This is a genomic window from Streptomyces sp. (genome assembly GCF_035645055.1).
Lineage (GTDB): Bacteria > Actinomycetota > Actinomycetes > Streptomycetales > Streptomycetaceae > Streptomyces.
In genome coordinates, this window is the sequence record NZ_DASQNH010000100.1 from 24,896 (window position 1) to 47,469 (window position 22,574).

The 22,574-nt window shown below is 71.6% G+C and carries 13 protein-coding genes, 5 tRNA genes, 1 pseudogene and 1 riboswitch; of the genes and pseudogenes, 9 read left to right on the forward strand and 10 right to left on the reverse strand.

The window, feature by feature from the left end:
• Positions 1 to 73: 73 nt before the first annotated feature.
• Positions 74 to 4,018, reverse strand: a complete 3,945-nt coding sequence (gene hrpA / locus VE614_RS32340; RefSeq protein ID WP_324945486.1) for an ATP-dependent RNA helicase HrpA — start codon at positions 4,016 to 4,018, stop codon at positions 74 to 76.
• Between the two features lie 203 nt (positions 4,019 to 4,221).
• On the opposite strand from hrpA, the gene VE614_RS32345 reads away from it, so the two are divergent.
• On the forward strand, positions 4,222 to 5,646 hold the full coding sequence (locus tag VE614_RS32345) for a right-handed parallel beta-helix repeat-containing protein (RefSeq protein ID WP_324945491.1): 1,425 nt from the start codon (positions 4,222 to 4,224) through the stop codon (positions 5,644 to 5,646).
• 57 nt (positions 5,647 to 5,703) lie between these two features.
• On the opposite strand, the gene VE614_RS32350 is transcribed toward VE614_RS32345, so the two are convergent.
• The 4 genes from VE614_RS32350 to VE614_RS32365 form a co-directional block, all read right to left on the reverse strand.
• Positions 5,704 to 5,777: transfer RNA gene (locus VE614_RS32350), tRNA-Phe, on the reverse strand.
• A gap of 30 nt (positions 5,778 to 5,807) precedes the next feature.
• Positions 5,808 to 5,882: transfer RNA gene (locus tag VE614_RS32355), tRNA-Asp, on the reverse strand.
• Between the two features lie 53 nt (positions 5,883 to 5,935).
• A tRNA-Glu gene (locus tag VE614_RS32360) sits at positions 5,936 to 6,008 on the reverse strand.
• An 80-nt stretch (positions 6,009 to 6,088) separates the two neighbouring features.
• Positions 6,089 to 7,633: a metallophosphoesterase gene (locus VE614_RS32365; protein ID WP_324945493.1), complete on the reverse strand. Its 1,545-nt coding sequence runs from the start codon at positions 7,631 to 7,633 to the stop codon at positions 6,089 to 6,091.
• A gap of 107 nt (positions 7,634 to 7,740) precedes the next feature.
• On the opposite strand from VE614_RS32365, the gene VE614_RS32370 reads away from it, so the two are divergent.
• From VE614_RS32370 to VE614_RS32390, 5 genes are all read left to right on the forward strand, one after another.
• Complete coding sequence (locus VE614_RS32370) at positions 7,741 to 8,091, forward strand: metallopeptidase family protein (protein ID WP_043502155.1); 351 nt, start codon at positions 7,741 to 7,743, stop codon at positions 8,089 to 8,091.
• 76 nt (positions 8,092 to 8,167) lie between these two features.
• The gene (locus VE614_RS32375; RefSeq protein ID WP_324945498.1) at positions 8,168 to 8,728 is read left to right on the forward strand and encodes a hypothetical protein; all 561 of its coding nucleotides are present in this window, start codon (positions 8,168 to 8,170) and stop codon (positions 8,726 to 8,728) included.
• A gap of 241 nt (positions 8,729 to 8,969) precedes the next feature.
• Positions 8,970 to 11,222, forward strand: a complete 2,253-nt coding sequence (locus VE614_RS32380; protein WP_324945501.1) for a DEAD/DEAH box helicase — start codon at positions 8,970 to 8,972, stop codon at positions 11,220 to 11,222.
• A gap of 110 nt (positions 11,223 to 11,332) precedes the next feature.
• Positions 11,333 to 12,844, forward strand: a complete 1,512-nt coding sequence (locus VE614_RS32385; protein ID WP_324945504.1) for an amino acid permease — start codon at positions 11,333 to 11,335, stop codon at positions 12,842 to 12,844.
• A gap of 111 nt (positions 12,845 to 12,955) precedes the next feature.
• Positions 12,956 to 13,028: transfer RNA gene (locus tag VE614_RS32390), tRNA-Lys, on the forward strand.
• Positions 13,029 to 13,088: 60 nt separating this feature from the next.
• Here VE614_RS32390 and VE614_RS32395 read toward each other — a convergent pair.
• A complete protein-coding gene (locus VE614_RS32395) occupies positions 13,089 to 14,225 on the reverse strand; it encodes a dihydrofolate reductase family protein (RefSeq protein WP_324945507.1) in 1,137 nt (378 codons plus the stop codon).
• 168 nt (positions 14,226 to 14,393) lie between these two features.
• Between VE614_RS32395 and VE614_RS32400 the strand changes: the two genes are divergently transcribed.
• The 3 genes and pseudogenes from VE614_RS32400 (at position 14,394) to VE614_RS32410 (ending at position 17,084) form a co-directional block, all read left to right on the forward strand.
• Positions 14,394 to 14,467 (forward strand) — tRNA-Met (locus VE614_RS32400).
• A 299-nt stretch (positions 14,468 to 14,766) separates the two neighbouring features.
• A riboswitch (cyclic di-AMP (ydaO/yuaA leader) is annotated at positions 14,767 to 14,924 on the forward strand.
• A gap of 11 nt (positions 14,925 to 14,935) precedes the next feature.
• Positions 14,936 to 15,985 carry a M23 family metallopeptidase gene (locus VE614_RS32405; RefSeq protein WP_324945510.1) on the forward strand — a complete coding sequence of 350 codons (1,050 nt, stop codon included), beginning with the start codon at positions 14,936 to 14,938 and terminating at the stop codon, positions 15,983 to 15,985.
• A 155-nt stretch (positions 15,986 to 16,140) separates the two neighbouring features.
• Positions 16,141 to 17,084 (forward strand): annotated as a pseudogene (locus VE614_RS32410) (aldo/keto reductase).
• Between the two features lie 62 nt (positions 17,085 to 17,146).
• Here VE614_RS32410 and VE614_RS32415 read toward each other — a convergent pair.
• The 4 genes from VE614_RS32415 to VE614_RS32430 form a co-directional block, all read right to left on the reverse strand.
• Positions 17,147 to 18,526: a PrsW family intramembrane metalloprotease gene (locus VE614_RS32415; protein WP_324945512.1), complete on the reverse strand. Its 1,380-nt coding sequence runs from the start codon at positions 18,524 to 18,526 to the stop codon at positions 17,147 to 17,149.
• Positions 18,527 to 18,566: 40 nt separating this feature from the next.
• Positions 18,567 to 19,379 (reverse strand): tRNA (guanosine(46)-N7)-methyltransferase TrmB, encoded by an 813-nt coding sequence (gene trmB, locus VE614_RS32420; RefSeq protein WP_324945515.1) that lies wholly within the window; start codon positions 19,377 to 19,379, stop codon positions 18,567 to 18,569.
• A 188-nt stretch (positions 19,380 to 19,567) separates the two neighbouring features.
• On the reverse strand, positions 19,568 to 20,806 hold the full coding sequence (gene lhgO / locus VE614_RS32425; RefSeq protein WP_324945518.1) for an L-2-hydroxyglutarate oxidase: 1,239 nt from the start codon (positions 20,804 to 20,806) through the stop codon (positions 19,568 to 19,570).
• 42 nt (positions 20,807 to 20,848) lie between these two features.
• Complete coding sequence (locus VE614_RS32430; protein ID WP_324945522.1) at positions 20,849 to 22,273, reverse strand: MFS transporter; 1,425 nt, start codon at positions 22,271 to 22,273, stop codon at positions 20,849 to 20,851.
• Between the last annotated feature and the right edge of the window lie 301 nt (positions 22,274 to 22,574).

The following is a 22,574-nucleotide window of genomic DNA, read 5'->3' on the forward strand; positions in this document are numbered from 1 at the left end:
TGCGTTGCGCTGCGAGAAGAGACTTTACAGGAGCCGGGCGTCCTGGTCGAACTCACCCTGTGTGCAGGCTTGGTCACGGCACGGCCGCGTCGATCGCCTTCACGATCCGCTTGTCGGAGACGGGGTACGCCGTGCCCAGCGCGTGGGCGAAGTAGCTGACCCGCAGCTCCTCGATCATCCAGCGGATGTCCAGGACGGACGCCGGGACCGGCCGGCCCTGGGGCATCTGCTCCAGGAGCCAGGCGTACTCGTCCTGCATCTCGTGGACCTTCTCCATGCGGGTGGTGTCCCGCTGGACGTTCGTCGGCATCTGCTGGAGCCGCCGGTCGGCGGCGACGAGATAGCGCATCAGGTCCGGCAGCCGCCGCAGCCCGGCCTCCGTCACGAAGCCCGGCTTCACGAGCGCGTCCAGCTGCCTCCGTACGTCCTGGAGGTTCGGCAGCAGCGCGGGGCTGCGGACGGCCTTCAGACGGCGCTCGCAGGCCTGCCACGCGGCCAGCACCTGCTGTACCTGGGCGACCGTGCGCACCGTCGTGTCGACGATCTCCGCGCGGACCTTGTCGTACAGCTTCCGGTAGGACTCCTCGTCCCACGCGGGCCCGCCGAAGTCCCCGATCAGCCGGTCCGCCGCCGCCATCGCGCAGTCGTCGAACAGCGCCTGGATGGAGCCGTGCGGATTCGCCGAGAGGGCGAGCTTCTGGGCGTTCGTCAGCTTCTCGGAGGCGAACTTCGCGGGGTTCACCGGGATGTTGCGGAGGATGAGGCGGCGGGTGCCCTGCCACATGGCCTCGGCCTGCTCGGCCTCCGTGTCGAAGAGGCGGACCGAGACCGTGTCGCCGTCGTCCACCAGCGCCGGGTACGCCTTGACCGGCTGGCCTGCCCGGCGGGTCTCGAAGACCCGGGTGAGGGCGCCGATCGTCCAGTCGGTGAGGCCCTTGCGCTCCAGGGACTCACCGCCCTGGCGTACCGCGGTCGCCGCCGCGGCCTGGGAGAGGGCCTTGCGCGCCTTCGGCTTCAGCCGGAGCTTCAGCGCCTCCAGGTCCTTGTCCTCGGCGACCTTGCGGCGCCGCTCGTCGACGATCCGGAAGGTGACGCGCAGATGGTCCGGCACCTTCGCCCAGTCGAAGTCGTCCGCCTCGAACGGCACGCCGACCATCCGCTTCAGCTCGCGGGCCATCGTCACGGTCAGCGGCTCCTGGAGGGGCTCCGCCGTCTCCAGGAACGCCTTGGCGTAGTTCGGCGCGGGCACGTAGTTGCGGCGGATCGGCTTGGGGAGGGAGCGGATCAGCTCCGTCACCAACTCCTCCCTGAGGCCGGGGATCTGCCAGTCGAAGCCCTCGTCGGTGACCTGGTTGAGCACCTGGAGCGGGATGTGCACGGTCACGCCGTCCGCGTCCGCGCCCGGCTCGAACTGGTAGGTGACCCGGAACTTCAGCTGCCCCTGCCGCCAGGTGTCGGGGTAGTCGGCCTTGGTGACCGCCTCCGCCGACTCCCGGATCAGCATCTCCCGTTCGAAATCCAGGAAGTCGGGCTGCTCGTGCCGCTTGTGCTTCCACCAGGAGTCGAAATGCGCGCCGGAGACGACGTGTTCGGGGATCCGCTGGTCGTAGAAGTCGAACAGGGTCTCGTCGTCGACGACGATGTCCCGGCGCCGGGCGCGGTGCTCCAGCTCCTCGACCTCGCTGAGCAGCTTGCGGTTGTCCGCGAAGAACTTGTGGTGGGTCCGCCAGTCGCCCTCGACCAGCGCGTTCCGGATGAACAGCTCGCGGCTGGCCTCCGGGTCGATCCGGCCGTAGTTCACCTTGCGCTGGGCGACGATCGGGACGCCGTACAGCGTGACCTTCTCGTACGCCATCACCGCCGTCTGGTCCTTCTCCCAGTGCGGTTCGGAGTAGGTGCGCTTGATGAGGTGGCCCGCGAGCGGTTCGACCCACTCGGGTTCGATCCTGGCGTTGACGCGGGCCCAGAGACGAGAGGTCTCCACCAGCTCGGCGGACATCACGAAGCGCGGCTGCTTCTTGAACAGCGCCGAGCCGGGGAAGATCGCGAACTTGGCGCTCCGCGCCCCCAGGTACTCGTTCTTGTTGCCGTCCTTCACGTCCTTCATCCCGATGTGGGAGAGCAGGCCGGCGAGGAGGGAGACGTGGATGCGGTCGGCGGGGGCGTCGTCCTCGTTGAGGTGGATGCCCATCTGCTTGGCGACCGTGCGCAGCTGCGTGTAGATGTCCTGCCATTCGCGGATGCGCAGGAAGTTCAGGTACTCCTGCTTGCACATCCGGCGGAAGGAGCTGGATCCGCGCTCCTTCTGCTGCTCGCGGACGTACCGCCACAGGTTGAGATACGCGAGGAAGTCGCTCGTCTCGTCCTTGAAGCGGGCGTGCTGCTGGTCGGCCTGGGTCTGCTTGTCGGCCGGGCGCTCGCGCGGGTCCTGGATGGACAGCGCCGCCGCTATGACCATGACCTCGCGGGCACAGCCGTTCCTGTCCGCCTCCAGGACCATGCGGGCCAGGCGCGGGTCGACGGGCAGCTGGGCCAGCTTGCGGCCCAGCTCGGTGAGCCGCTTGCGCGGGTCCTTCTGCCCCGGGTCCAGCGCGCCCAGCTCCTGCAGGAGCTGCACGCCGTCACGGATGTTGCGGTGGTCCGGCGGGTCGATGAAGGGGAACTTCTCGATGTCGCCGAGGCCGGCCGCGGTCATCTGGAGGATGACGCTCGCCAGGTTCGTCCGCAGAATCTCCGCGTCGGTGAACTCCGGGCGGGCGAGGAAGTCCTCCTCGCTGTACAGCCGGATGCAGATGCCGTCGGACGTCCGGCCGCAGCGGCCCTTGCGCTGGTTGGCGCTGGCCTGCGAGACCGGCTCGATGGGCAGCCGCTGGACCTTGGTGCGGTGGCTGTAGCGGGAGATCCGGGCGAAGCCGGGGTCGACGACGTACTTGATGCCCGGGACGGTCAGGGACGTCTCGGCCACGTTGGTGGCGAGGACGATCCGGCGGCCCGTGTGCGGCTGGAAGACGCGGTGCTGCTCGGCGTGCGACAGCCGGGCGTACAGCGGCAGGATCTCGGTGAACCGGTACTGCTTCTTCGTCAGCGCGTCCGCCGTGTCGCGGATCTCCCGCTCACCGGAGAGGAAGACCAGGATGTCGCCCTGGCCCTCGGCCATCAGCTCCTCGACCGCGTCCGTGATCGCGGTGATCTGGTCGCGGTCGGCGTCCTCGGAGTCCTCCTCCAGAAGCGGGCGGTAGCGCACCTCCACCGGGTACGTCCGGCCGCTGACCTCGATGATCGGCGCGTCGCCGAAGTGCCGGGAGAAACGCTCCGGGTCGATGGTCGCCGATGTGATGACGACCTTCAGGTCCGGCCGCTTCGGCAGCAGCTGGGCCAGATAACCGAGCAGGAAGTCGATGTTGAGGGACCGCTCGTGGGCCTCGTCGATGATGATCGTGTCGTAGGCGCGCAGCTCGCGGTCGGTCTGGATCTCGGCGAGCAGGATGCCGTCCGTCATCAGCTTGATGAAGGTGGCGTCCGGGTTCACCTGGTCGGTGAAGCGGACCTTCCAGCCGACGGCCTCGCCGAGCGGGGTGTCCAGCTCGTCGGCGACCCGCTCGGCGACGGTGCGGGCGGCGATCCGGCGGGGCTGGGTGTGCCCGATCATGCCGCGCACGCCCCGGCCCAGCTCCAGGCAGATCTTCGGGATCTGCGTGGTCTTGCCGGAGCCGGTCTCACCGGCCACGATCACGACCTGGTGATCGCGGATGGCGGCCGCGATGTCGTCCTTCTTCTGACTGACCGGCAGCTGCTCGGGGTACGTGATCGCGGGCACACGGGAGCGGCGACCGGCCATCCGCTCCTCGGCCTTGGCGACCTCCGCCTCGATCTCGGCGAGGACGGCGGCCCGGGCCTCCGGCTTGCGGATCTTGCGTGCGCCTTCGAGCCTGCGCCCGAGCCGGTGCGCGTCGCGCAGGGACAGCTCGGTCAGGCGGGGGGCGAGAGCGCCGAGGGCGGGGGCGGGATGCGTAGACATACGCGATCCAGGATCTCATCCTCGGGAAATTCGTGGCTAACGCTTTTGGCGCGGAGCGGCGCGCGGCGCACTGCCGGACGGGAGCGCGCGGCACCGTACGGTCGCGGTTTCCCGCATTGCGCTGCTCTCGTCACACCCAAGGTGTCAGAATTCACGCACTGTGACGGGAGGGGGATGCCGTGTCGGTGAAGCCTGCGGCGTTCATGAGCTATGTCCGATTCGACGATCAGCATGACGACGGCCAGCTCTCGGAGTTCCGGGAACGGCTCGCCGCGGAGGTCCGGGCGCAGACCGGGGAGGACTTCGCGATCTTCCAGGACCGCAACGACATCGCCTGGGGCCAGAACTGGCAGCAGCGCATCGACGAGACGCTGGACGCGGTGACGCTGCTGCTGGTCGTCATCACCCCGAGTCTGTTCCGCAGCCCGGCGTGCCGGGACGAGGTGACCCGCTTCCTGGAGCGGGAACGGAAGCTGGGCCGGCAGGACCTGATCCTGCCGGTGCACTACATCGACACCCGCGAGATGAACGATCCCGCGCTGCGCGAGGCCGACGAGCTGGCCAAGGTCCTGCACAGCCGCCAGTACGCCGACTGGCGCGAGCTGCGCTTCGAGCCGTTCAGCTCGCCCGTGGTGCGCAAGGCGATCGCCCAGCTGGCGACGCGGATGAGGGACACGTTCTGGCGGATGCCCGCCCCGGTACCGGTGACTCCCGCGGCGACCCCGCCGGCGCGGCGGTCGGAGCCGAGGGACCTGGCGACGCGGCAGACCGGGGACACCGGCGCCGCGGCCGGGACGTCGGCCAAGTCCCCGTCGCCGACCCATGTGGTCGACCCCTACCACCGGGGTGACTTCCCGACGATCAGCGAGGCGATCAAGGCCGCCAGTCCCGGTGACCTGATCCTCGTCCGGCCCGGCCTCTACGAGGAGAGCCTGATCGTGGACAAGCCGCTGGAGATCATCGGTGACGGGCCCCGTGCCGATATCGAGATCCGGGCCCATGACGCCAGTGCCCTGGTGTTCAAGGCCAGCATCGGGCGGGTGTCGAACCTGACCCTGCGGCGGACCGGGGGAACGGGACGATCGCACGGTGTCACGATCTTCCAGGGGCGGCTGGAGCTGGAGAAGTGCGACATCAGCAGCGACAGCCTGGCCTGCGTCGCCATCCGTGACGGTGCCGACCCGCGGCTGCGCGGCAACAAGATCCACGGCGGCAGGCAGAGCGGCGTCTTCATCTTCAACAACGGCCTGGGCACGCTGGAGGACAACGAGATCTTCGGCAACCAGTTCTCCGGTGTGGAGATCAAGACCGGCTCGGACCCCACGCTGCGCCGCAACCAGATCTACGACAACAAGGTCAACGGCGTCTACGCCTACGAGGGGGGCCTCGGCAAGCTGGAGGACAACGCCATCACCGGCAACGGAGGGGTCGGCGTACGGATCGACGAGGGCAGCTCCACCGTCCTGCGCCACAACAGCATCAACCGCAACCGCTACGAGGGGGTGTGGATCGACGGGGGCAGCAGCGGCGTCATCGAGGACAACGACCTGACCGGCAATGTCGGCGGCCCCTGGGACATCGCCCCGGACTGCGAGCCGAACGTCACCCGCGCCCGCAACAAGGAGTGACCGACCGGGGCCAGGGCCCACAAAAATGCCCCCTCCGGAATCCGGAGGGGGCGATTGTGGCTGGGGCCGGGGTCGAACCGGCGACCTTCCGCTTTTCAGGCGGACGCTCGTACCAACTGAGCTACCCAGCCACGAGGTTTCACGTGAAACGAAAACCTCAGCGGTCCTGACGGGATTTGAACCCGCGGCCTCCACCTTGACAGGGTGGCGAGCACTCCAAACTGCTCCACAGGACCAAGCGTGGCTTGCGTGCGAACCAACGTAGGTAAGTGTCGCACACGGTACTGCGTGCCCCCAACGGGATTCGAACCCGTGCTACCGCCTTGAAAGGGCGGCGTCCTAGGCCGCTAGACGATGAGGGCTATCGGCCCGCCTGGGCGCTTCTCAGCGCGTCGGGGACGTGAGAAGCATATGGGATGGCGGGAGGGATCGCCAAAACGGTTTACGGAGAGGGGCTGGGCGAGTCGGCCGGAGAGGGGGACGTGCCCGGCTTGTTCTCCTCCACCAAGTGGCGGCTGACCTCCGCCGTCGTCTGGCCCAGACCCCCCAGCCGGATCGCGTCCCAGGCCTGGAGGCGGCGGGTGTCGCGGTCGAAATAGAGGATCGACGCCTCGATCGGATCGGGGTTCCGCCCCTCGACCGCGCGCAGTCCGCTGCCGCCCGTGGAGCCCTCGATGCGCAGCCGGGTGCCGTACTTCATGACCTCCGTCTTCTGGTGGTGGACATGCCCGGCCAGCACCAGCGGCACCTCGCCGTCCGTCTGACGGGCCGCCGCCGGCTCGTGGGCGATGGCGACGTCCACCGGCGTCCCGGCGGCCCGCTCGTCGCGCAGCGCCGAGGCCAGGCGGGCGCCCGCCAGCTCCTGGGACTGCTCGGCGCCCGGCTTGTCGGTGCGGTCGGGGGTGAACTGGGGATCCCCGATGCCCGCGAAGCGCAGCCCCGCGATCGTCCTGGCGCGGCCGTCGTCCAGGACGGTGACGTTCTTCAGGCCCTCCAGGTAGCGCTGGGTGACCCGGGAGTCGTGGTTGCCCCGGACCCAGACGTACGGGGCACCCAGGTCCTCGATGGGGTCCAGGAAGCCGTTCTCCGCCGCCGTGCCGTGGTCCATGGTGTCGCCGGAGTCGACGATCACGTTCACCTCGTACTGCTCCACCAGCGAGGAGATGATCGTCCAGCTCGCCGGGTTGAGGTGGATGTCGGAGACGTGCAGGACGCGGATGGTGGTGGGGTCGGGGGCGTACGCGGGGAGGGTGGAGGTGGCGTCGTACAGCTTCGTCACGTTCGTCACCAGGCGCGCCAACTCCTTCTGGTAGACGTCGAATTCGGTGACGATGCTGCGCGCGTCGCCGACCACGGAGGGCGCGGAGGAGAGCAGGCCGGAGAAGCGCGGTTCCAGGACCGACTTCGGGTTCCAGGTCGCGTACGCCGTCGCGCCGGAGGCCGCGAGCAGAGCGAGGGCGAGGCCGCCGGCCGTCAGGGCACGGCCCGGGCGGCGGTAGACGGCGAGGCCGAGCGCGGTGGCCCCGGCGACCACGGCGACGCAGGAGCGGACGGCCAGGTCGAGCGTGCCGTGGCCGACGTCGCGGGTCACCTCGTCCTGGAGGCCGGAGAGGCGTTCGGGGTGGTCGACCAGGGCCTGGGAGCGGACCGGGTCGAGCTGGTCGACGTTGACGTCCAGGCGGACCGGGGCGATATGGCTGTCCAGGTGCAGCGCGCCCAGCGGCGAGACATTGATCTTCGTGCCGCCGGTGAAGGACGGGCGCAGGGTCATCGTCGTGTCCATCGGGCCGACCGGGACCCGGACCTGCCCGACGGCCAGCAGCCCCAGCCAGCCGCCGAGCAGGACGACCGCGACCAGGCCGAGGGCGCGGGTCCAGGGGCGGGAGCGTGGGGCCGGTTCGAGCGGGGGCCGGTGGGTGCGGGACGTACTGCGCATGCGGATCGGGTGGGTCAGGGCGTTCAGGACTGCGGTGGTGACGCGGGCCATTGGGGCCTTGTGCCCCGGCGCGCCGGTGGCTATGCCCGGGGTGGTCCGGGCGGGGAACGGCCGTCGTGAGCCTCTCGTACGGCGGCGTCGTACCCGACAATGGGCCTGTGCTGGAGATGACGCGCGAGGAGTTCGAGGAACTGGTCGCCGAGGCGCTGGACCGGATCCCGCCGGAGCTGACGCGGCTGATGGACAACGTCGCGGTGTTCGTCGAGGACGAACCGCCCGCCGACGATCCCGAGCTGCTCGGGCTCTACGAGGGGACTCCGCTGACGGAGCGCGGCGAGTGGTACGCCGGGGTGCTGCCGGACCGGATCACCATCTACCGGGGGCCCACCCTGCGGATGTGCGAGAGCCGGGAGGACGTGGTCGCGGAGACCGAGATCACCGTGGTGCACGAGATCGCCCATCACTTCGGGATCGACGACGCCCGGCTGCACGCGCTCGGGTACGGATGAGCGTGGCGCGTGTCCTCTTGCGGGCGGCGGGAGTTGGGCACGTTGACTCTTCACCGGCCCCCGGAGGTGGCTGCTCGTGCGCCCCTTGTACGTACCCGTCCGCCTGGCCGCCACCGTGGTGGCCGTCGCCGCTGCCGCCGGCTGTATGAGCGTGGGTGACGACGGCGGCCGGGCCAAGCCGTCGCACTCGGCCGGGCCGGAGGGCGGTGAGGCACCCGACGGGTTCCCGGCGGTGACCGGCGGCGGCGGGTACCAGGGCGTGGCGGCCGGGGAGGCCGACCGCGCGGACGGGAAGGGCAAGGGCAAGGGCGACGGGAAGGGCAAGGGGGAGCGGGACGGCGGGGCGGGGGCGTCCTCGGCGCCGTCGGCCTCCGCGCCGGCCGGGGGCGGCGTGACCGCCTCGGCGCCGGGCGGGCCCGGGCGGACCACGAAACCGGGCGGCGGGGGACCCAGGCCCACGCCGGCCCAGCCGACGCCCACCCGGACCACCCAGGCCCCCGAGCCGCCCCCGCCGTCGCCGGAGCCGCCGCCGTCCCCGGAGCCGACGGTCGCGGAACCCTCGTCGTCCGCGCATCCGGACCCGGGCCCTCAGCTGGCAGAACGAGAGCCGGCACCGCAGGCGGGGTTGCCGGCTTAGGCAGCTGCCGCTGAGGGGCGTCAGCAGAGCGGCAGGCCCTCTGAGCTGGCGATTTGCCTTTCGGGGTGGGGGGTGCGTATCTTGGTAGATCGTTTGATCCCATTTGCCCGGCGCCGACGTAGAGCGCGCCGTGTGGCGCGTACTCTCCTTTGCCGTGGCTGACCGCATCGAGGCGGTCGTATTGCGAATCACGGAGTTGACGGGCGCGTGCCGATGAGACTCCGGAAGGTTTCGCATACGTATGTCCATCATCACCCCTGACCATGCCGTCATGCCCGAGAACGAGGCCGTGACCGAGGCTGTGACCGAGGCCGAGAACGAGGCCCTGACCGAGGCCGAGACCGAGGTCACCGCCGAGTCCGTCGAGGACACCACCCCCGAGCTCACCTTCGCGGACCTCGGTCTCCCCGAGGGCGTCGTGCGCAAGCTCGCGCAGAACGGCGTGACCACCCCCTTCCCGATCCAGGCCGCGACCATCCCGGACGCCCTGGCCGGCAAGGACATCCTCGGCCGCGGCCGCACCGGCTCCGGCAAGACCCTCTCCTTCGGTCTGCCGACCCTGGCCCAGCTGGCCGGCGGCCGCACCGAGAAGAAGCGGCCCCGCGCGGTCATCCTCACCCCGACCCGCGAGCTGGCCATGCAGGTCGCCGACGCCCTCCAGCCGTACGGCGACGTCCTCGGCCTGAAGATGAAGGTCGTCTGCGGCGGTACGTCCATGGGCAACCAGATCTACGCCCTGGAGCGCGGCGTCGACGTCCTCGTCGCCACCCCGGGCCGCCTGCGCGACATCATCAACCGCGGCGCCTGCTCCCTGGAGGACGTGCAGATCTCCGTCCTCGACGAGGCCGACCAGATGTCCGACCTGGGCTTCCTGCCCGAGGTCACCGAGCTGCTCGACCAGGTCCCGGCGGGCGGCCAGCGCATGCTCTTCTCCGCCACGATGGAGAACGAGATCAAGACCCTCGTCGACCGCTACCTGAACGAGCCCGTCCTGCACGAGGTGGACGCGGCGCAGGGCGCGGTGACGACCATGTCGCACCACATCCTGATCGTGAAGCCCAAGGACAAGGCGCCGGTCACCGCCGCGATCGCCTCCCGCAAGGGCCGCACCATCATCTTCGTCCGCACCCAGCTGGGCGCCGACCGCGTCGCCGAGCAGCTGCGCGACGCCGGGGCCAAGGCCGAGGCGCTGCACGGCGGTATGACCCAGGGCGCCCGGACCCGCACCCTCGCGGACTTCAAGGACGGGTACGTCAACGTGCTCGTCGCGACCGACGTCGCCGCGCGCGGCATCCACGTCGACGGCATCGACCTGGTGCTGAACGTCGACCCCGCGGGCGACCACAAGGACTACCTGCACCGGGCCGGCCGTACCGCCCGCGCGGGCCGCACCGGCACGGTCGTCTCCCTGTCCCTGCCGCACCAGCGGCGCCAGATCTTCCGCCTGATGGAGGACGCGGGCGTCGACGCCTCGCGCCACATCATCCAGGGCGGCGGCGCCTTCGACCCCGAGGTCGCCGAGATCACCGGCGCCCGGTCGATGACCGAGGTCCAGGCGGAGTCCGCCGGACACGCCGCCCAGCAGGCCGAGCGCGAGGTCGCCCAGCTCACCAAGCAGCTGGAGCGCGCCCAGCGCCGGGCCGCCGAGCTGCGCGAGGAGGCGGACCGCCTGGTCGCCCGCATGGCGCGCGAGCGCGGCGAGGACCCGGAGGCGGCGGTGGCCGAGGCCAACGAGCCGGCCCAGGCCCCCGCGGCCGAGGTGGCCGAGGCCCGGGTGGACGCCGTGGCGGTTCCGGAGCAGCCGGCCGCGCAGGACGTGGACCGCGCGGAGCGCGCCGAGCGCCGTGACGGTGACCGTGGCGGCTTCCGCCGGGACGACCGCCGCGACGACCGCCGTTCCTTCGACCGTGACCGTGACCGCAGCCGTGACGGCCGTGACAGCCGTGGTGGCTTCGAGCGCCGTGACGACCGTGGTGGCCGTTCCTTCGACCGTCGTGACGGTGACCGTGGCGGCTTCCGCCGGGACGACCGTCGCGACGACCGCCGCCCGTTCGACCGCGACCGTGACCGCGACCGTGGTGGCCGTTCGTTCGAGCGCCGTGACGGCGAGCGTGGCGGCTTCCGCCGGGACGACCGCCGCGACGACCGCCGTCCGTTCGACCGCGACCGTGACCGGGACCGTGGCTTCGACCGTGACCGCGACCGCAGCCGTGACAGCCGTGACAGCCGTGACAACCGTGGCGGCTTCGAGCGCCGTGACGACCGTGGCGGCCGTTCGTTCGAGCGCCGTGACGGCGAGCGCGGCGGCTTCCGCCGGGATGACCGCACCGGTCACCGCGGCAGCGACCGCCCGTTCAACCGCGACCGCCAGGGCGACCGCCCGGGCTTCCGCACCGGCGGCCACGAGCGCCCCTACGGCCGCCGTGACGACCACCGCAGCGGCGGCTCCTTCGGCCGCCGTGAGGACAAGCCGCGCTGGAAGCGCAACGGCTGATACCCGGCGCGCCGCAGCTGAGCAACTGAGGGCCCGTACGACTCCGGTCGTACGGGCCTTCGGGTCTTTGTGACGTGTGTCACGGCCCCGGCAGGGGAATTGCTGGGGGCATGACAGATGACGGCAAGGCGGGTGGGCTGTCGGACGAAGAGCGGCTGGCCCAGCTCGGTTACACGCAGGTTCTCGCTCGCCGTATGTCGGCGTTCTCCAACTACGCGGTCTCCTTCACGATCATCTCGGTCCTGTCGGGGTGCCTGACGCTCTACCTGTTCGGGATGAACACCGGCGGGCCCGCGGTGATCACCTGGGGCTGGCTGGCCGTGGGGCTGATGACGCTGTTCGTCGGGCTGGCGATGGCGGAGATCTGTTCCGCGTATCCCACCTCGGCGGGGCTGTACTTCTGGGCGCACCGGCTGGCACCGGAGCGCAGCGCGGCGGCCTGGGCCTGGTTCACGGGGTGGTTCAACGTGCTCGGCCAGGTCGCGGTGACGGCCGGGATCGACTTCGGGGCGGCGTCGTTCCTCGGGGCGTATCTGAACCTGGAGTTCGGCTGGGAGGTCACCCCGGGGCGGACGATCCTGCTGTTCGCGGCGATCCTCCTGCTCCACGGCCTGCTGAACACCTTCGGCGTACGGGTCGTCGCGCTGCTGAACAGCGTGAGCGTGTGGTGGCATGTGCTGGGCGTGGCGGTGATCGTCGGCGCCCTGGCCCTCGTACCGGACCGCCATCAGTCCGCGTCCTTCGTCTTCGGCGAGTTCGTGAACAACACCGGGTGGGGCAGCGGGGTGTACGTGGTGCTGCTGGGGCTGCTGATGGCGCAGTACACCTTCACCGGCTACGACGCCTCGGCCCATATGACCGAGGAGACGCACGACGCGTCGACGGCCGGGCCGAAGGGGATCGTCCGCTCGATCTGGACCTCCTGGATCGCCGGATTCGTGCTCCTGCTCGGTTTCACCTTCGCCATCCAGTCCTACGAGGGCGCCCTCACCTCCCCGACCGGCGCCCCGCCCGCGCAGATCCTGCTCGACGCGCTGGGCGTGACGGCGGGGAAGCTGCTGCTGCTGGTGGTGATCGGGGCGCAGCTGTTCTGCGGGATGGCGTCGGTCACCGCGAACAGCCGCATGATCTACGCCTTCTCCCGCGACGGCGCGCTGCCCTTCTCCCGCGTGTGGCACACGGTCAGCCCGCGCACCCGCACGCCCGTGGCGGCGGTCTGGCTGGCGGCGGGCGGGGCCCTGGCGCTGGGACTGCCGTACCTGATCAATGTCACGGCGTACGCGGCGGTGACCTCGATCGCCGTCATCGGGCTCTACATCGCCTACGTCATCCCCACCCTGCTCCGGCTGCGCAAGGGCGACGCCTTCGAACGCGGGCCCTGGCACCTGGGACGCTGGTCCCGGGCCATCGGTGTGGTGGCGGTCGGCTGGGTCGGTGTGATCACCGTCCTGTTCATGCTGCCGCAGGTGTCGCCGGTCACCCGGGAGACCTTCAACTACGCACCGGTCGCCGTACTGGTGGTGCTGGGCTTCGCCGCGAGCTGGTGGCTGGCCTCGGCCCGGCACTGGTTCCTGCGGGCGGAGCGGGAGCGGGCGGTGGTGTTGGAAACCGCCGATTCGTAGAATCCGCGCCGATTCGGCCCCCGTCCCGCACCGCCCGGCCGCGCCGTGTCCTCGATACCCGATCGGAGACACGGCCCGATCCGGCTATGCTCGGGGTGGCGAACAACGCCTGGGCCCTTAGCTCAATTGGCAGAGCAGTGGACTTTTAATCCATTGGTTGTGGGTTCGAGTCCCACAGGGCCTACCGGAACGCCCCCGGCTCAGACCTCAGTTGAGCCGGGGGCGTGCGCGTTCCGCGCCCCCTTCAGGGCAGCAGGTGGCGGTTCGGGGCCTGCGCCGTCCCCTCGTGTTCCGGGAGGACCACCACGGCCGCTCCCGCCGCCCTCAGGGCCCCCGCTCCGTCCGCCCCGGCCACGAACGTGTCCGGTTCCCGCCAGGCCGTCACCACCCTGCGGACGCCCGCGTCCAGGATCAGGCGGGCGCAGGGGCGGGGGCGGGAGGCGCGGTGGGTGCAGGGTTCCAGGCTGGAGTAGACGGTCGCGCCGGGCAGGCGCGGGTCCGCGGGGTCGATCTTCGCCAGGGCCGCCTCCTCCGCGTGGACGACGGGGTCGCCGGCCTCCCGGGAGTGACCGCGGGCCAGTTCCGCGCCGTCGGCGGCGACCACGACCGCGCCGACGCTGAAGGCGGAGGAGGACGGGGGGCACCGCGCCGCCAGGGCGCAGGCCAGGGCAAGCCAGTGGTGATCGGCCGCGGTCGGGACGGCGCCCGTGCCGGGGGCCGTCGGCTCGTAGCGCATCAGGACCACGTCACCCACCGGGCGGGTCTCCACCAGGCGGAGGCGGCCCGGCTGGTAGCGGCCGGGGCCGAAGAGGCGGGGGGCGTCCGGGGCGCCGACGAAGAGGGGGGCCAGGGCGAGCTGGAGTTCGTCGGCCAGGCCCTGCTGGAGGAGCTGGGTGTGGACCTGGCCGCCGCCCTCGACCATCAGCCGCCGTACGCCCCGTACGTCGTGCAGGTCCGTCAGGACCGCGCGCCAGTCCCAGTCGCCGGGCAGCGGGACGACCTCCGCCGTGTCCGCGATGCCCGCCGCGCGCAGGCGCCCGGCGCCTCCCGGGGTGGTGTAGACGATCTTCTCCCCGCCCGTGTGCCAGAACTGGGCGCCCGGGTCCAGGTCGCCGGTTCCGCTGACCGTGACCTTCAGGGGGTACTCCGGCTTCCCGGCCGCCGTGCGGGCCGCGCGGCGCTCGGGGGAGTTCACGAGGAGCCGGGGGTTGTCGGTGCGGATCGTGCCGGCGCCGACGAGGATCGCGTCGACGGACGCCCGGACCTCGTCGACCCGGTCGAAGTCGGCGGGGCCGGAGAGGAGGAGACGTTCGGGGCCGGTGTCGTCCAGATATCCGTCGAGGGAGACGGCGGCGGAGAGCAGGACGTACGGGTAGGGCATCGGCGCACCCATCTGGAGGACGGCGGGGACACGGCGGGTTTCTGGTTCGGCTGCGGGGTCGGTTCGACTCGTGAGCCGTCACCCTTATTACTTCATCCGGCGCCGGCCGGCCGGAGGGAAACCCTGGCGCGGAGCACCTCCGAACATGGCGTACACTTGAGTCAACGACGCGGGGTGGAGCAGCTCGGTAGCTCGCTGGGCTCATAACCCAGAGGTCGCAGGTTCAAATCCTGTCCCCGCTACTGAAGGCTCAGGGCCGGAATCCATGAAGATGGGTTCCGGCCCTGAGTGTTTTCCGAACCGTCACGGCCAGTGAGTGGCCGAACCCACTCCGCATAACAACTGAGTCACCATCAAAAACCGGGACGCTGCTGAAGTGGTCCTGAGTGGGGGTCAACTCGCCCGGTTTTCGCCGTCCGTGGGCCGTACGTCCACCCGTCGAAACGTAATGATCAAGCTGAACGGCTTGGAAATCACCCCTCGGTTCTATTAACGTCCGATAACGCAGCGCGGTCGTCACAGCCGTCACAAGAGGCGGCTCCGTGCGCACGCGCCGAATCCCGTGAGGGAACCGGGGAACCACCACCTTGGGGTGAATCGGGCGTAAGGAGTCGTGTCCGCACGGCTGGTTTACGCGCGTAGGAGACCTTCCTGCTCCGAACCCGTCAGCTAACCCGGTAGGCGAGAAGGAAGGAAAGGAGTACGCCCACGTGGCGTCCAACCGGCCTGCCCCCGAGGCCCCGTTCGTGCCCGGCCAGCGCCCCGCAGACCCCGCCGACACCTTCGTCTACGGCGGTGAGCGCACCGACGAGGGCCCGTGGGAGGAGTGGAATCCCACCGCGGAATCCATTCGCCCCGTACGCGGCCGGCACCGCGTCGCCAAGCAGCGCGGCGGACTGGCCCGCAGCTCCACCGTGCTCGGCGTCGGAGTCATAGCCGCCGTCGGCGCGGGCGGCATGGCCACCGCGCAGACCGGCAAGCCGCCGGTCTCCATCTCCATGCCCGACCTGCCGAACGTCGGCTCGCTCATCTCCGACGACACCGACACCGAGGCTGAGGCCACCGGGATCGCCGCCGCCCCGCTGAGCGGCATCGGCGTCACCGCCGTGGAGACCGAGCAGGGCACCGCCGACGCCGGCGAGGCGCTGCGCGCCCGCATCATGGCGCAGGCCGAGCAGCAGCAGGACCAGGCCGAGTCCAAGGCCGCCGCCGAAGCGCTGGCCGCCGCCGAGAAGGAGGCCGCGGAGGCCGCCGTCAAGGCGGAGAAGGAGGCCGAGGCCAAGGCCGCCGCCGAGAAGAAGAAGGCGGAGGAGGAGGCCCGCAAGAAGGCCGAGGCCGAGCGGCTGGCCGAGCTGGCCAAGCAGTACACGCTGCCGACCTCCTCGTACACCCTCACCTCCCAGTTCGGCCAGGCCGGCTCCATGTGGTCCTCCGGCTACCACACCGGCCTGGACTTCGCCGCGCCCACCGGCACCCTCATCAAGGCGGTGCACTCCGGCACCATCACCGAGGCCGGCTGGGGCGGCGCGTACGGCTACAAGACCGTCCTCACCCTGGACGACGGCACCGAGATCCTCTACGCCCACCAGTCGTCGATCAACGTCAGCGTGGGCCAGAAGGTCAGCACCGGGGACGTCATCGGGCGCGTCGGCGCGACCGGCAACGTGACCGGGCCGCACCTCCACCTGGAGGTCAAGACGCCCGGGGGCGGCGGCGTCGACCCGCTGGCCTGGCTGCGCGACAAGGGCCTCAGCGTCTGAGCCCCGGTCTTTTGTGAGCCCCGGTCTTTTGTGAGCCCGGCCTCTTCCGAGCCCCGGCTTCGTTCCGAGCCCCGGCGGTCCTGACGGCAAACCCCCCGACGTCAGGGCTGCCGGTCACGGAATACCCGGTTCCCCATGCCGTGTTGACACCGGGCATGACTTCTCTGCGCAAGCTCGGCTCCTCCGCCCTCGAGGTCTTCCCGCTCTCCCTCGGCGGCAATGTCTTCGGCTGGACCGCCGACCAGGACCAGTCGTTCGCCGTCCTCGACGCCTACGCCGCCGCGGGCGGCAACTTCGTCGACACCGCCGACTCCTACTCCGCCTGGGCCGACGGCAACTCCGGCGGTGAGTCCGAGACCATCATCGGCGCCTGGATGAAAGCCCGCGGCAACCGGGACGACGTGGTCGTCGCCACCAAGGTCAGCCAGCACCCCGAGTACCCGGGACTGAGCGCCGCGAACATCAAGGCCGCCGCCGACGCCTCCCTGCGCCGCCTCGGCACCGACCGCATCGACCTCTACTACACCCATTTCGACAAGCCCGAGGTGCCGGTCGAGGAGATCATCGGCGCGCTCGACGAGCGGTGAAGGCGGGCAAGGTGCGCCACATCGCCGCCTCCAACATCTCGCCCGAACGGCTGCGGGCCTCCCTGGAGTTCTCCGACCGGGAGGGGCTGGCGCGGTACGTCGCCCTCCAGCCGCACTACAACCTGGTCTCCCGGGACACGTACGAGGGCGAACTCCAGGACGTCGCCGTGCGGGCCGGTCTCGCCGCGGTGCCGTACTTCGCGCTGGCCTCCGGCTTCCTGACCGGCAAGTACCGCCCGGGTACGGCCGTGGACAGCGCGCGGGCGGCCGGGGCCGGCAAGCACCTCGGCAGTGAGCGGGGGCGGCGGGTGCTCGACGCGCTCGACACCGTCGCCGCCGCGCACGGCGTGCCCGTCGCCACCGTCGCCCTGGCCTGGCTCGCCGCGCAGCCGACGGTGGCCGCGCCGATCGCCTCCGCGCGCACGCCGGACCAGCTGCCGGCACTGCTGGGCGTCGCCGAACTGCGGCTGACGCAGGAGGAGCTGGCCCGGCTGGGGGAGGCCTCGGCCTGACGCCGCCCAGGGCCCGGCGGGGGCGGCCCGGGGGCAGGGCCGTACGCGGGCTGCGCGGGGTGTCAGGTCCGGTACGGGTTGTAGGCGGGGTACGGCGCCGGGTGCGCGGCGAACGGCGCCGGGTGCGCGGGGTACGGCATCCCGTGCGCGGGGTGCGGCGACCGGTGCGCGGGGTGCGGCACCGCCGGGCCGTGCGCCGGCCACGGCATCATCACCGGCATCGGAGGCGCCGTCATCCGGGCGGCGTACTCCAGGGCCGGGCGGGCCACCTCCCGGCGGCGCCACAGCTCGTGCAGCAGCTCCCGTTCCCGTTCGAGGAAGTCCCCGCCCGCCCGGCCGAGCCGCCCCCGGTGCCGGAGGAACGCCAGCGACGTCGCGTACGCCTCGTACTCGGCGACCGCGCGGGAGGCCGGTTTGCCGAGGTGGTGCCCGGCGTACTCGCGGGCCAGCCGGCGGGCCCGCATCGAGCCGAGCGCGAAGGGCTCCGCCGGGCCCAGCCAGCCCGCGACCACATACGGGGGCAGCTCCTCGCGGACGGTGCGCAGCTCCCGCTGCCGGGTCCAGATCACCAGCCAGGTCAGGATCCCGAACGCGGGCACCATGAAAGCGCCGTAGACCGCGAAGAACCCGTACTCGCCGAAGGTCGCCGAGCCGTTCCAGAAGGCGTGCATGCCCATCGCGAGCAGCAGACCCGCCAGCGGCAGCAGCGCCCGGCGCAGCCGCCGGCGGTCCCCGGACAGGGCGGCGATGCCGAAACCGAGACCGGTGAAGACGGTGAACAGGGGGTGCGCGAACGGGGACATCACGACGCGCACGAAGAAGGTGGCGGCGGTGACGGAGGCGATGCCGTCGTCGCCGTGCATCTGGTCGGTGCCGAAGGCGGTGCCGAGGTAGAGGATGTTCTCGGTGAACGCGAAGCCGGTCGCGGTCACCCCGGCTATCACCACGCCGTCGAGGATGCCGGTGAAGTCCTTCCTGCGGAACAGGAAGAGCAGCAGGATCGCGGCGGCCTTGGCGGACTCCTCCACGACCGGCGCTATCACGGTCGCGCCGAGGGTGTCCGCGCTCGCCGGGTCGGCGGTGGCCGTCGCTATCCAGCGCGTCGCGAAGCTGTTGGCGACGATCGCGATCAGCGCCGCCGCGCAGGCGCCCCAGGCGAACGCGAACAGCAGGTTCCGCCAAGGGCCCGGCTCCACCCGGTCCAGCCAGCGGAACGCGGCCATGAGCAGCGGGACGGGCAGGATCGCGAGCCCCAGACCGACCAGGAAGCCCTCGGTGCCGGTCTCCTCGCGCACCAGCGCGAGGATGACGAGCCCGGAGAGGGCGAGCAGGGTGATGAGCGCGCCGTAGCGCACCCAGGGGTGTCGCCACCAGTGTGCGGGCCGGGCCGCCCCGGGGGCGGGGAAGCCGGGAGGCGCGGGATACGGGGGACTGCTGGCCACGGCATGGACCCTAACGAGGGACGGAGCCGCCCGCGGTGGATCAGGCGTCGGCGGGGGGCTGAGCTGACGTTACGTGTGGTACGCGGCGAAAGAGCAGGTCGTTCACGACATGACCCTTGTCCAGTCCCTGGCCCTCGAAACGGGTCAGCGGACGGAACCCGGGGCGGGGCGCGAAACCACCGTCGGCCTGGGTGTTCTCGAAGTCCGGGTGCGCGGTGAGGACCTCGAGCATCTGCTCCGCGTACGGCTCCCAGTCGGTGGCGCAGTGCAGGATCGCGCCGGGCCTCAGCCGGGTCGCGGCGAGGCTCAGGAACTCCGGCTGGATGAGCCGCCGCTTGTGGTGGCGCTTCTTCGGCCAGGGGTCCGGGAAGTAGACGCGGAGGCCGTTCAGCGCGTCCGGGGCCAGCATCTCGCGGAGCAGGATGATGGCGTCGCCGTTGCCCACGCGGACGTTGGTCAGGCCGCCTCGGTCGGCGAGGTTCAGCAGATTGCCCTGACCGGGGGTGTGCACGTCGACCGCGAGGATGTTGGTGCCGGGATCGGCGGCGGCCATCTGGGCGGTGGCCTCACCCATGCCGAAGCCGATCTCCAGGACGACGGGGTTGTCGTTCCCGAACAGCTCGCCGAGGTCGATCACCCGGCCGCCGTCGATGTCGAACCCCCACTTCGGCCACAGCCGCTGCAGCGCGTCGGCCTGCCCCGCGGTCACCCGGCTCCGCCGCGGCTGGAAACTCCGGATCCGCCGCTCGAAGTGCGACCCGGCGGGATCGGCCTGCGGCCCGTCGGGAAACCGGGGCACGCCCTGGGGGCGACCGGGGTGGCGGGCTGCGGAGGAGTTCAGGGAGTCAGACACAGTGATTCCGAGTTTACGGGCTGCGCAAGCACGCAGCCGCGGGCACTCGTGCCGCTTGGGGCGGCGCGGGTGGGCGCTGGAGGTCCCCCCTGCCCGAAGAACTCGGGGGAGGCACCCCGTACCACCGGGTCGCGTCCCCCGCCCGGCCCCGGCGCCGGCCACGTCGACACACCGCTCACCACAACGCCTCACCCACCCGCCAGAACCCCCAGCACCCTGCGCGCCACCTCCCGCCCGATGGGCAGCGACGCCGTCGCCGCCGGAGACGGCGCGTTCAGCACATGCACCGCCCGCGCCCCCTCCCGGATCAGGAAGTCGTCCACCAGCGTCCCGTCCCGCAGCACCGCCTGCGCCCGCACCCCGGCGGCCGCCGGTCCGAGATCCGCCTCGGTCACCGCGGGCAGCAGTCTTCGTACGGCCTCGGTGAACGCCCCCTTGGACATCGACCGCCGCAGCTCCCCCGCCCCGTACCGCCAGTGCCTCCGTGCCAGCTGCCAGGCGCCGGGCCAGGCCAGGGTGCGGCCCAGCTCGCCGGGCCGGACGACGCCCCAGCCGTACCCTTCGCGGGCCAGGGCGGGCACCGCGTTCGGCCCGATGTGGACGCTGCCGTCGATGCCCCGGGTGAGATGGACGCCGAGGAAGGGGAAGGCCGGGTCGGGCACGGGATAGACCAGCCCGTTGACCAGCCCGGGCCGCCGCAGGTCGTAGTACTCCCCGCGGAAGGGGACGATCCGCATGCCGGGGTCGTCGCCGGTCAGCCGCGCGACCTCGTCGCAGTACAGCCCCGCGCAGTTCACCAGGACCCGGGCCCGCACCACCGCCCCGCCGGCCGTCTCCACGGCCACGCCCAGCTCCGGGCGGCGGTCCACTCGTACGACCTGCGCCCCGTACCGGATCTCCGCGCCCGAGGCGGCGGCCAGACGGCGGGCGACGCCCACGTAGTCGCAGATGCCGGTCGTGCCGACGTGTATGGCGGCCAGGCCCCGCACCTGCGGCTCGTACTCCGCGATCTGGGCCGCGCCCAGTTCGCGCACCGGAATGCCGTTCTCCCGGCCGCGCTGCACCAGGGCGTGCAGGCGGGGCAGCTCGGCGCGGTCGGTGGCGACGATCAGCTTGCCGGTGACGGCGTGCGCGATGTCGTACTCGGCGCAGAACTTGACCAGCTCGGCGGCGCCGCGGACCGCGTACCGCGCCTTGAGGGAGCCGGGGCGGTAGTAGATGCCGCTGTGGATGACACCGCTGTTGCGGCCGGTCTGGTGCCGGGCCGGGCCCGGTTCCTTCTCCAGCACCATGACGTGTGTGCCCGGCGCCCTGCGCGTGATCGCGTACGCCGTCGACAGGCCGACGATGCCGCCGCCGATCACCAGCACGTCACAGTCGTAGGCGATCTTCCGCACCTGCTCCACCTCCCGGTACCGATAGTGCACTGCGCCACTGACAATGCCCTCAAACCCGGGAGGCGGCCGTGGTCACGCCGGGGCCATGAGCAGCGGGCGGGCGCGCTCGCGCAGCTCCACGACGCGCGGCTCGTCGCCGTACGGCTCCAGGCGGTGCAGCAGATCCCTCACGTACTCCGTGGTCCGCGCGGACGATATCCGGCCGGCGACCTCCACCGCGCGGACGCCCTGCGCGCACGCCGCGTCCAGGTTGCCGGACTCCAGTTCGGCGACCGCGCCGACGAGCAGCCGCAGTCCGTGGGAGCGGACGAACTCCTCGGTGGGCTGCGACAGAGCCTGCTCGGTGAAGCGGCGGACCTGGCGGGGGGCCTTCAGATCGCGGTAGCACTCGGCCGCGTCGGCGGCGAAGCGGTCGTAGGAGTAGAAGGCGAGCCAGGACGGGTCGTGGTCGCCGGGTCGGGCGCGCTCCAGCCAGCTCTCGGCCGCCTTCAGGGCCGCGCCGGCCGCCTGGGCGTCTCCCGCGCGCGCGTGGGCCCGTGCCTCCACCAGGCGGAAGAAGCTCATGGTGCGGGCCGTGGCCAGGCCCCGGTTGCGTTCCAGGGCGGCCTGGGCGAGGTCCACGCCCTCGTCGCCGAAGCCCCGGTAGGTGGCCTGCAGCGACATCGACGCGAGGACATAGCCGCCCAGGGGGACGTCCGCCGCCGCGCGGGCCAGGCGCAGGGCCTGGATGTAGTAGCGCTGCGCGGCCTCCTGCTGGCCGGTGTCGAAGGCCATCCAGCCCGCGAGGCGGGTGAGTTCGGCGCTGGCCCCGAACAGGGCGCGGCCGACCTCGTCGGAGTAGGAGCCCAGGAGGAGCGGGGCGGCCTCCACGCGGAGGCACTCGGGGACCATGGAGGAACGCCAGTCGCCGCCTCCGTACTTGGAGTCCCAGCGCCGGGCGTCCTCGGCGGCCTCGCGCAGCTTCTGCACATCGCTGTGGCCGACTTTGATCGGTGCGCCGGAGCCCTCAGCGGGGCCCGCCTCGCGCGCCACCGAACTGTCGGCCGGGGTTATCAGCCACCGTGAGGCGGGTGTCGCGTAGGCGCTCACCGCGAACGATCCGGCGAGGGACTGCCAGATGCCGCCGGAGCCGGCGCGGCGCCCGGCGAGGTCGAGGCGGTACAGCTCGGTCGCCGACTTCACCGCCTGGCCGACGTCCCGGGGGAAGGCGAGGCCGACTTCGGGCGCGGGGTCGGCGTCGGCCAGGCCGATCTCGTGCAGCGGCACCGGGCGGCCGAGCTTCTGGCCGATGGCGGCCGCGATGAGGTGCGGCGCGGCACCCTGCGGGACCATGCCCTTGGACACCCAGCGGGCCACCGAGGTCTTGTCGTACCGAAGCGTCAACCCGCGCTGCGCGCCGAGGTCGTTGACGCGTCGTGCGAGTCCCGCGTTGCTGATTCCCGCGAGGGCGAGAACGGTGCCGAGCTTTTCGTTCGGCCCGCGTTGCTCCCTGGACATGCGCCACCCCTCGACACAGACGGCTGCCGCACTGGCATAACCACGCGGCATTCGTAAACCCAGCGTAGTTCGCCGCATCCCAAGCGTTAAGGGGCATTGTTCCGGATGGCGGGATTGTGGTCCGTACGGGAGTACGGCCCCTTTACGCACCGTTGCGGCGTGCTCCCGGTGTGTGGCCGTGCGCCCGTCCGTGCGCTCTTCTCCGGCCATGTCGGGAGCGGTTCCATGGCTTCTGCGTGGGTCGGCCCGCTGTACTGACCAGTGGGCTGGGGGACACCGCCGCCTCACATCCCCGCGGGCG

Bases quoted from the DNA above. Each gene is read 5' to 3' on its own strand.
- hrpA (WP_324945486.1), bottom strand. From the start codon at position 4,018: ATGTCTACGCATCCCGCCCCCGCCCTCGGCGCTCTCGCCCCCCGCCTG.
- VE614_RS32345 (WP_324945491.1), top strand. From the start codon at position 4,222: ATGAGCTATGTCCGATTCGACGATCAGCATGACGACGGCCAGCTCTCG.
- VE614_RS32365 (WP_324945493.1), bottom strand. From the start codon at position 7,633: ATGGCCCGCGTCACCACCGCAGTCCTGAACGCCCTGACCCACCCGATC.
- VE614_RS32380 (WP_324945501.1), top strand. From the start codon at position 8,970: ATGTCCATCATCACCCCTGACCATGCCGTCATGCCCGAGAACGAGGCC.
- VE614_RS32385 (WP_324945504.1), top strand. From the start codon at position 11,333: ATGACAGATGACGGCAAGGCGGGTGGGCTGTCGGACGAAGAGCGGCTG.
- VE614_RS32395 (WP_324945507.1), bottom strand. From the start codon at position 14,225: ATGCCCTACCCGTACGTCCTGCTCTCCGCCGCCGTCTCCCTCGACGGA.
- VE614_RS32430 (WP_324945522.1), bottom strand. From the start codon at position 22,273: ATGTCCAGGGAGCAACGCGGGCCGAACGAAAAGCTCGGCACCGTTCTC.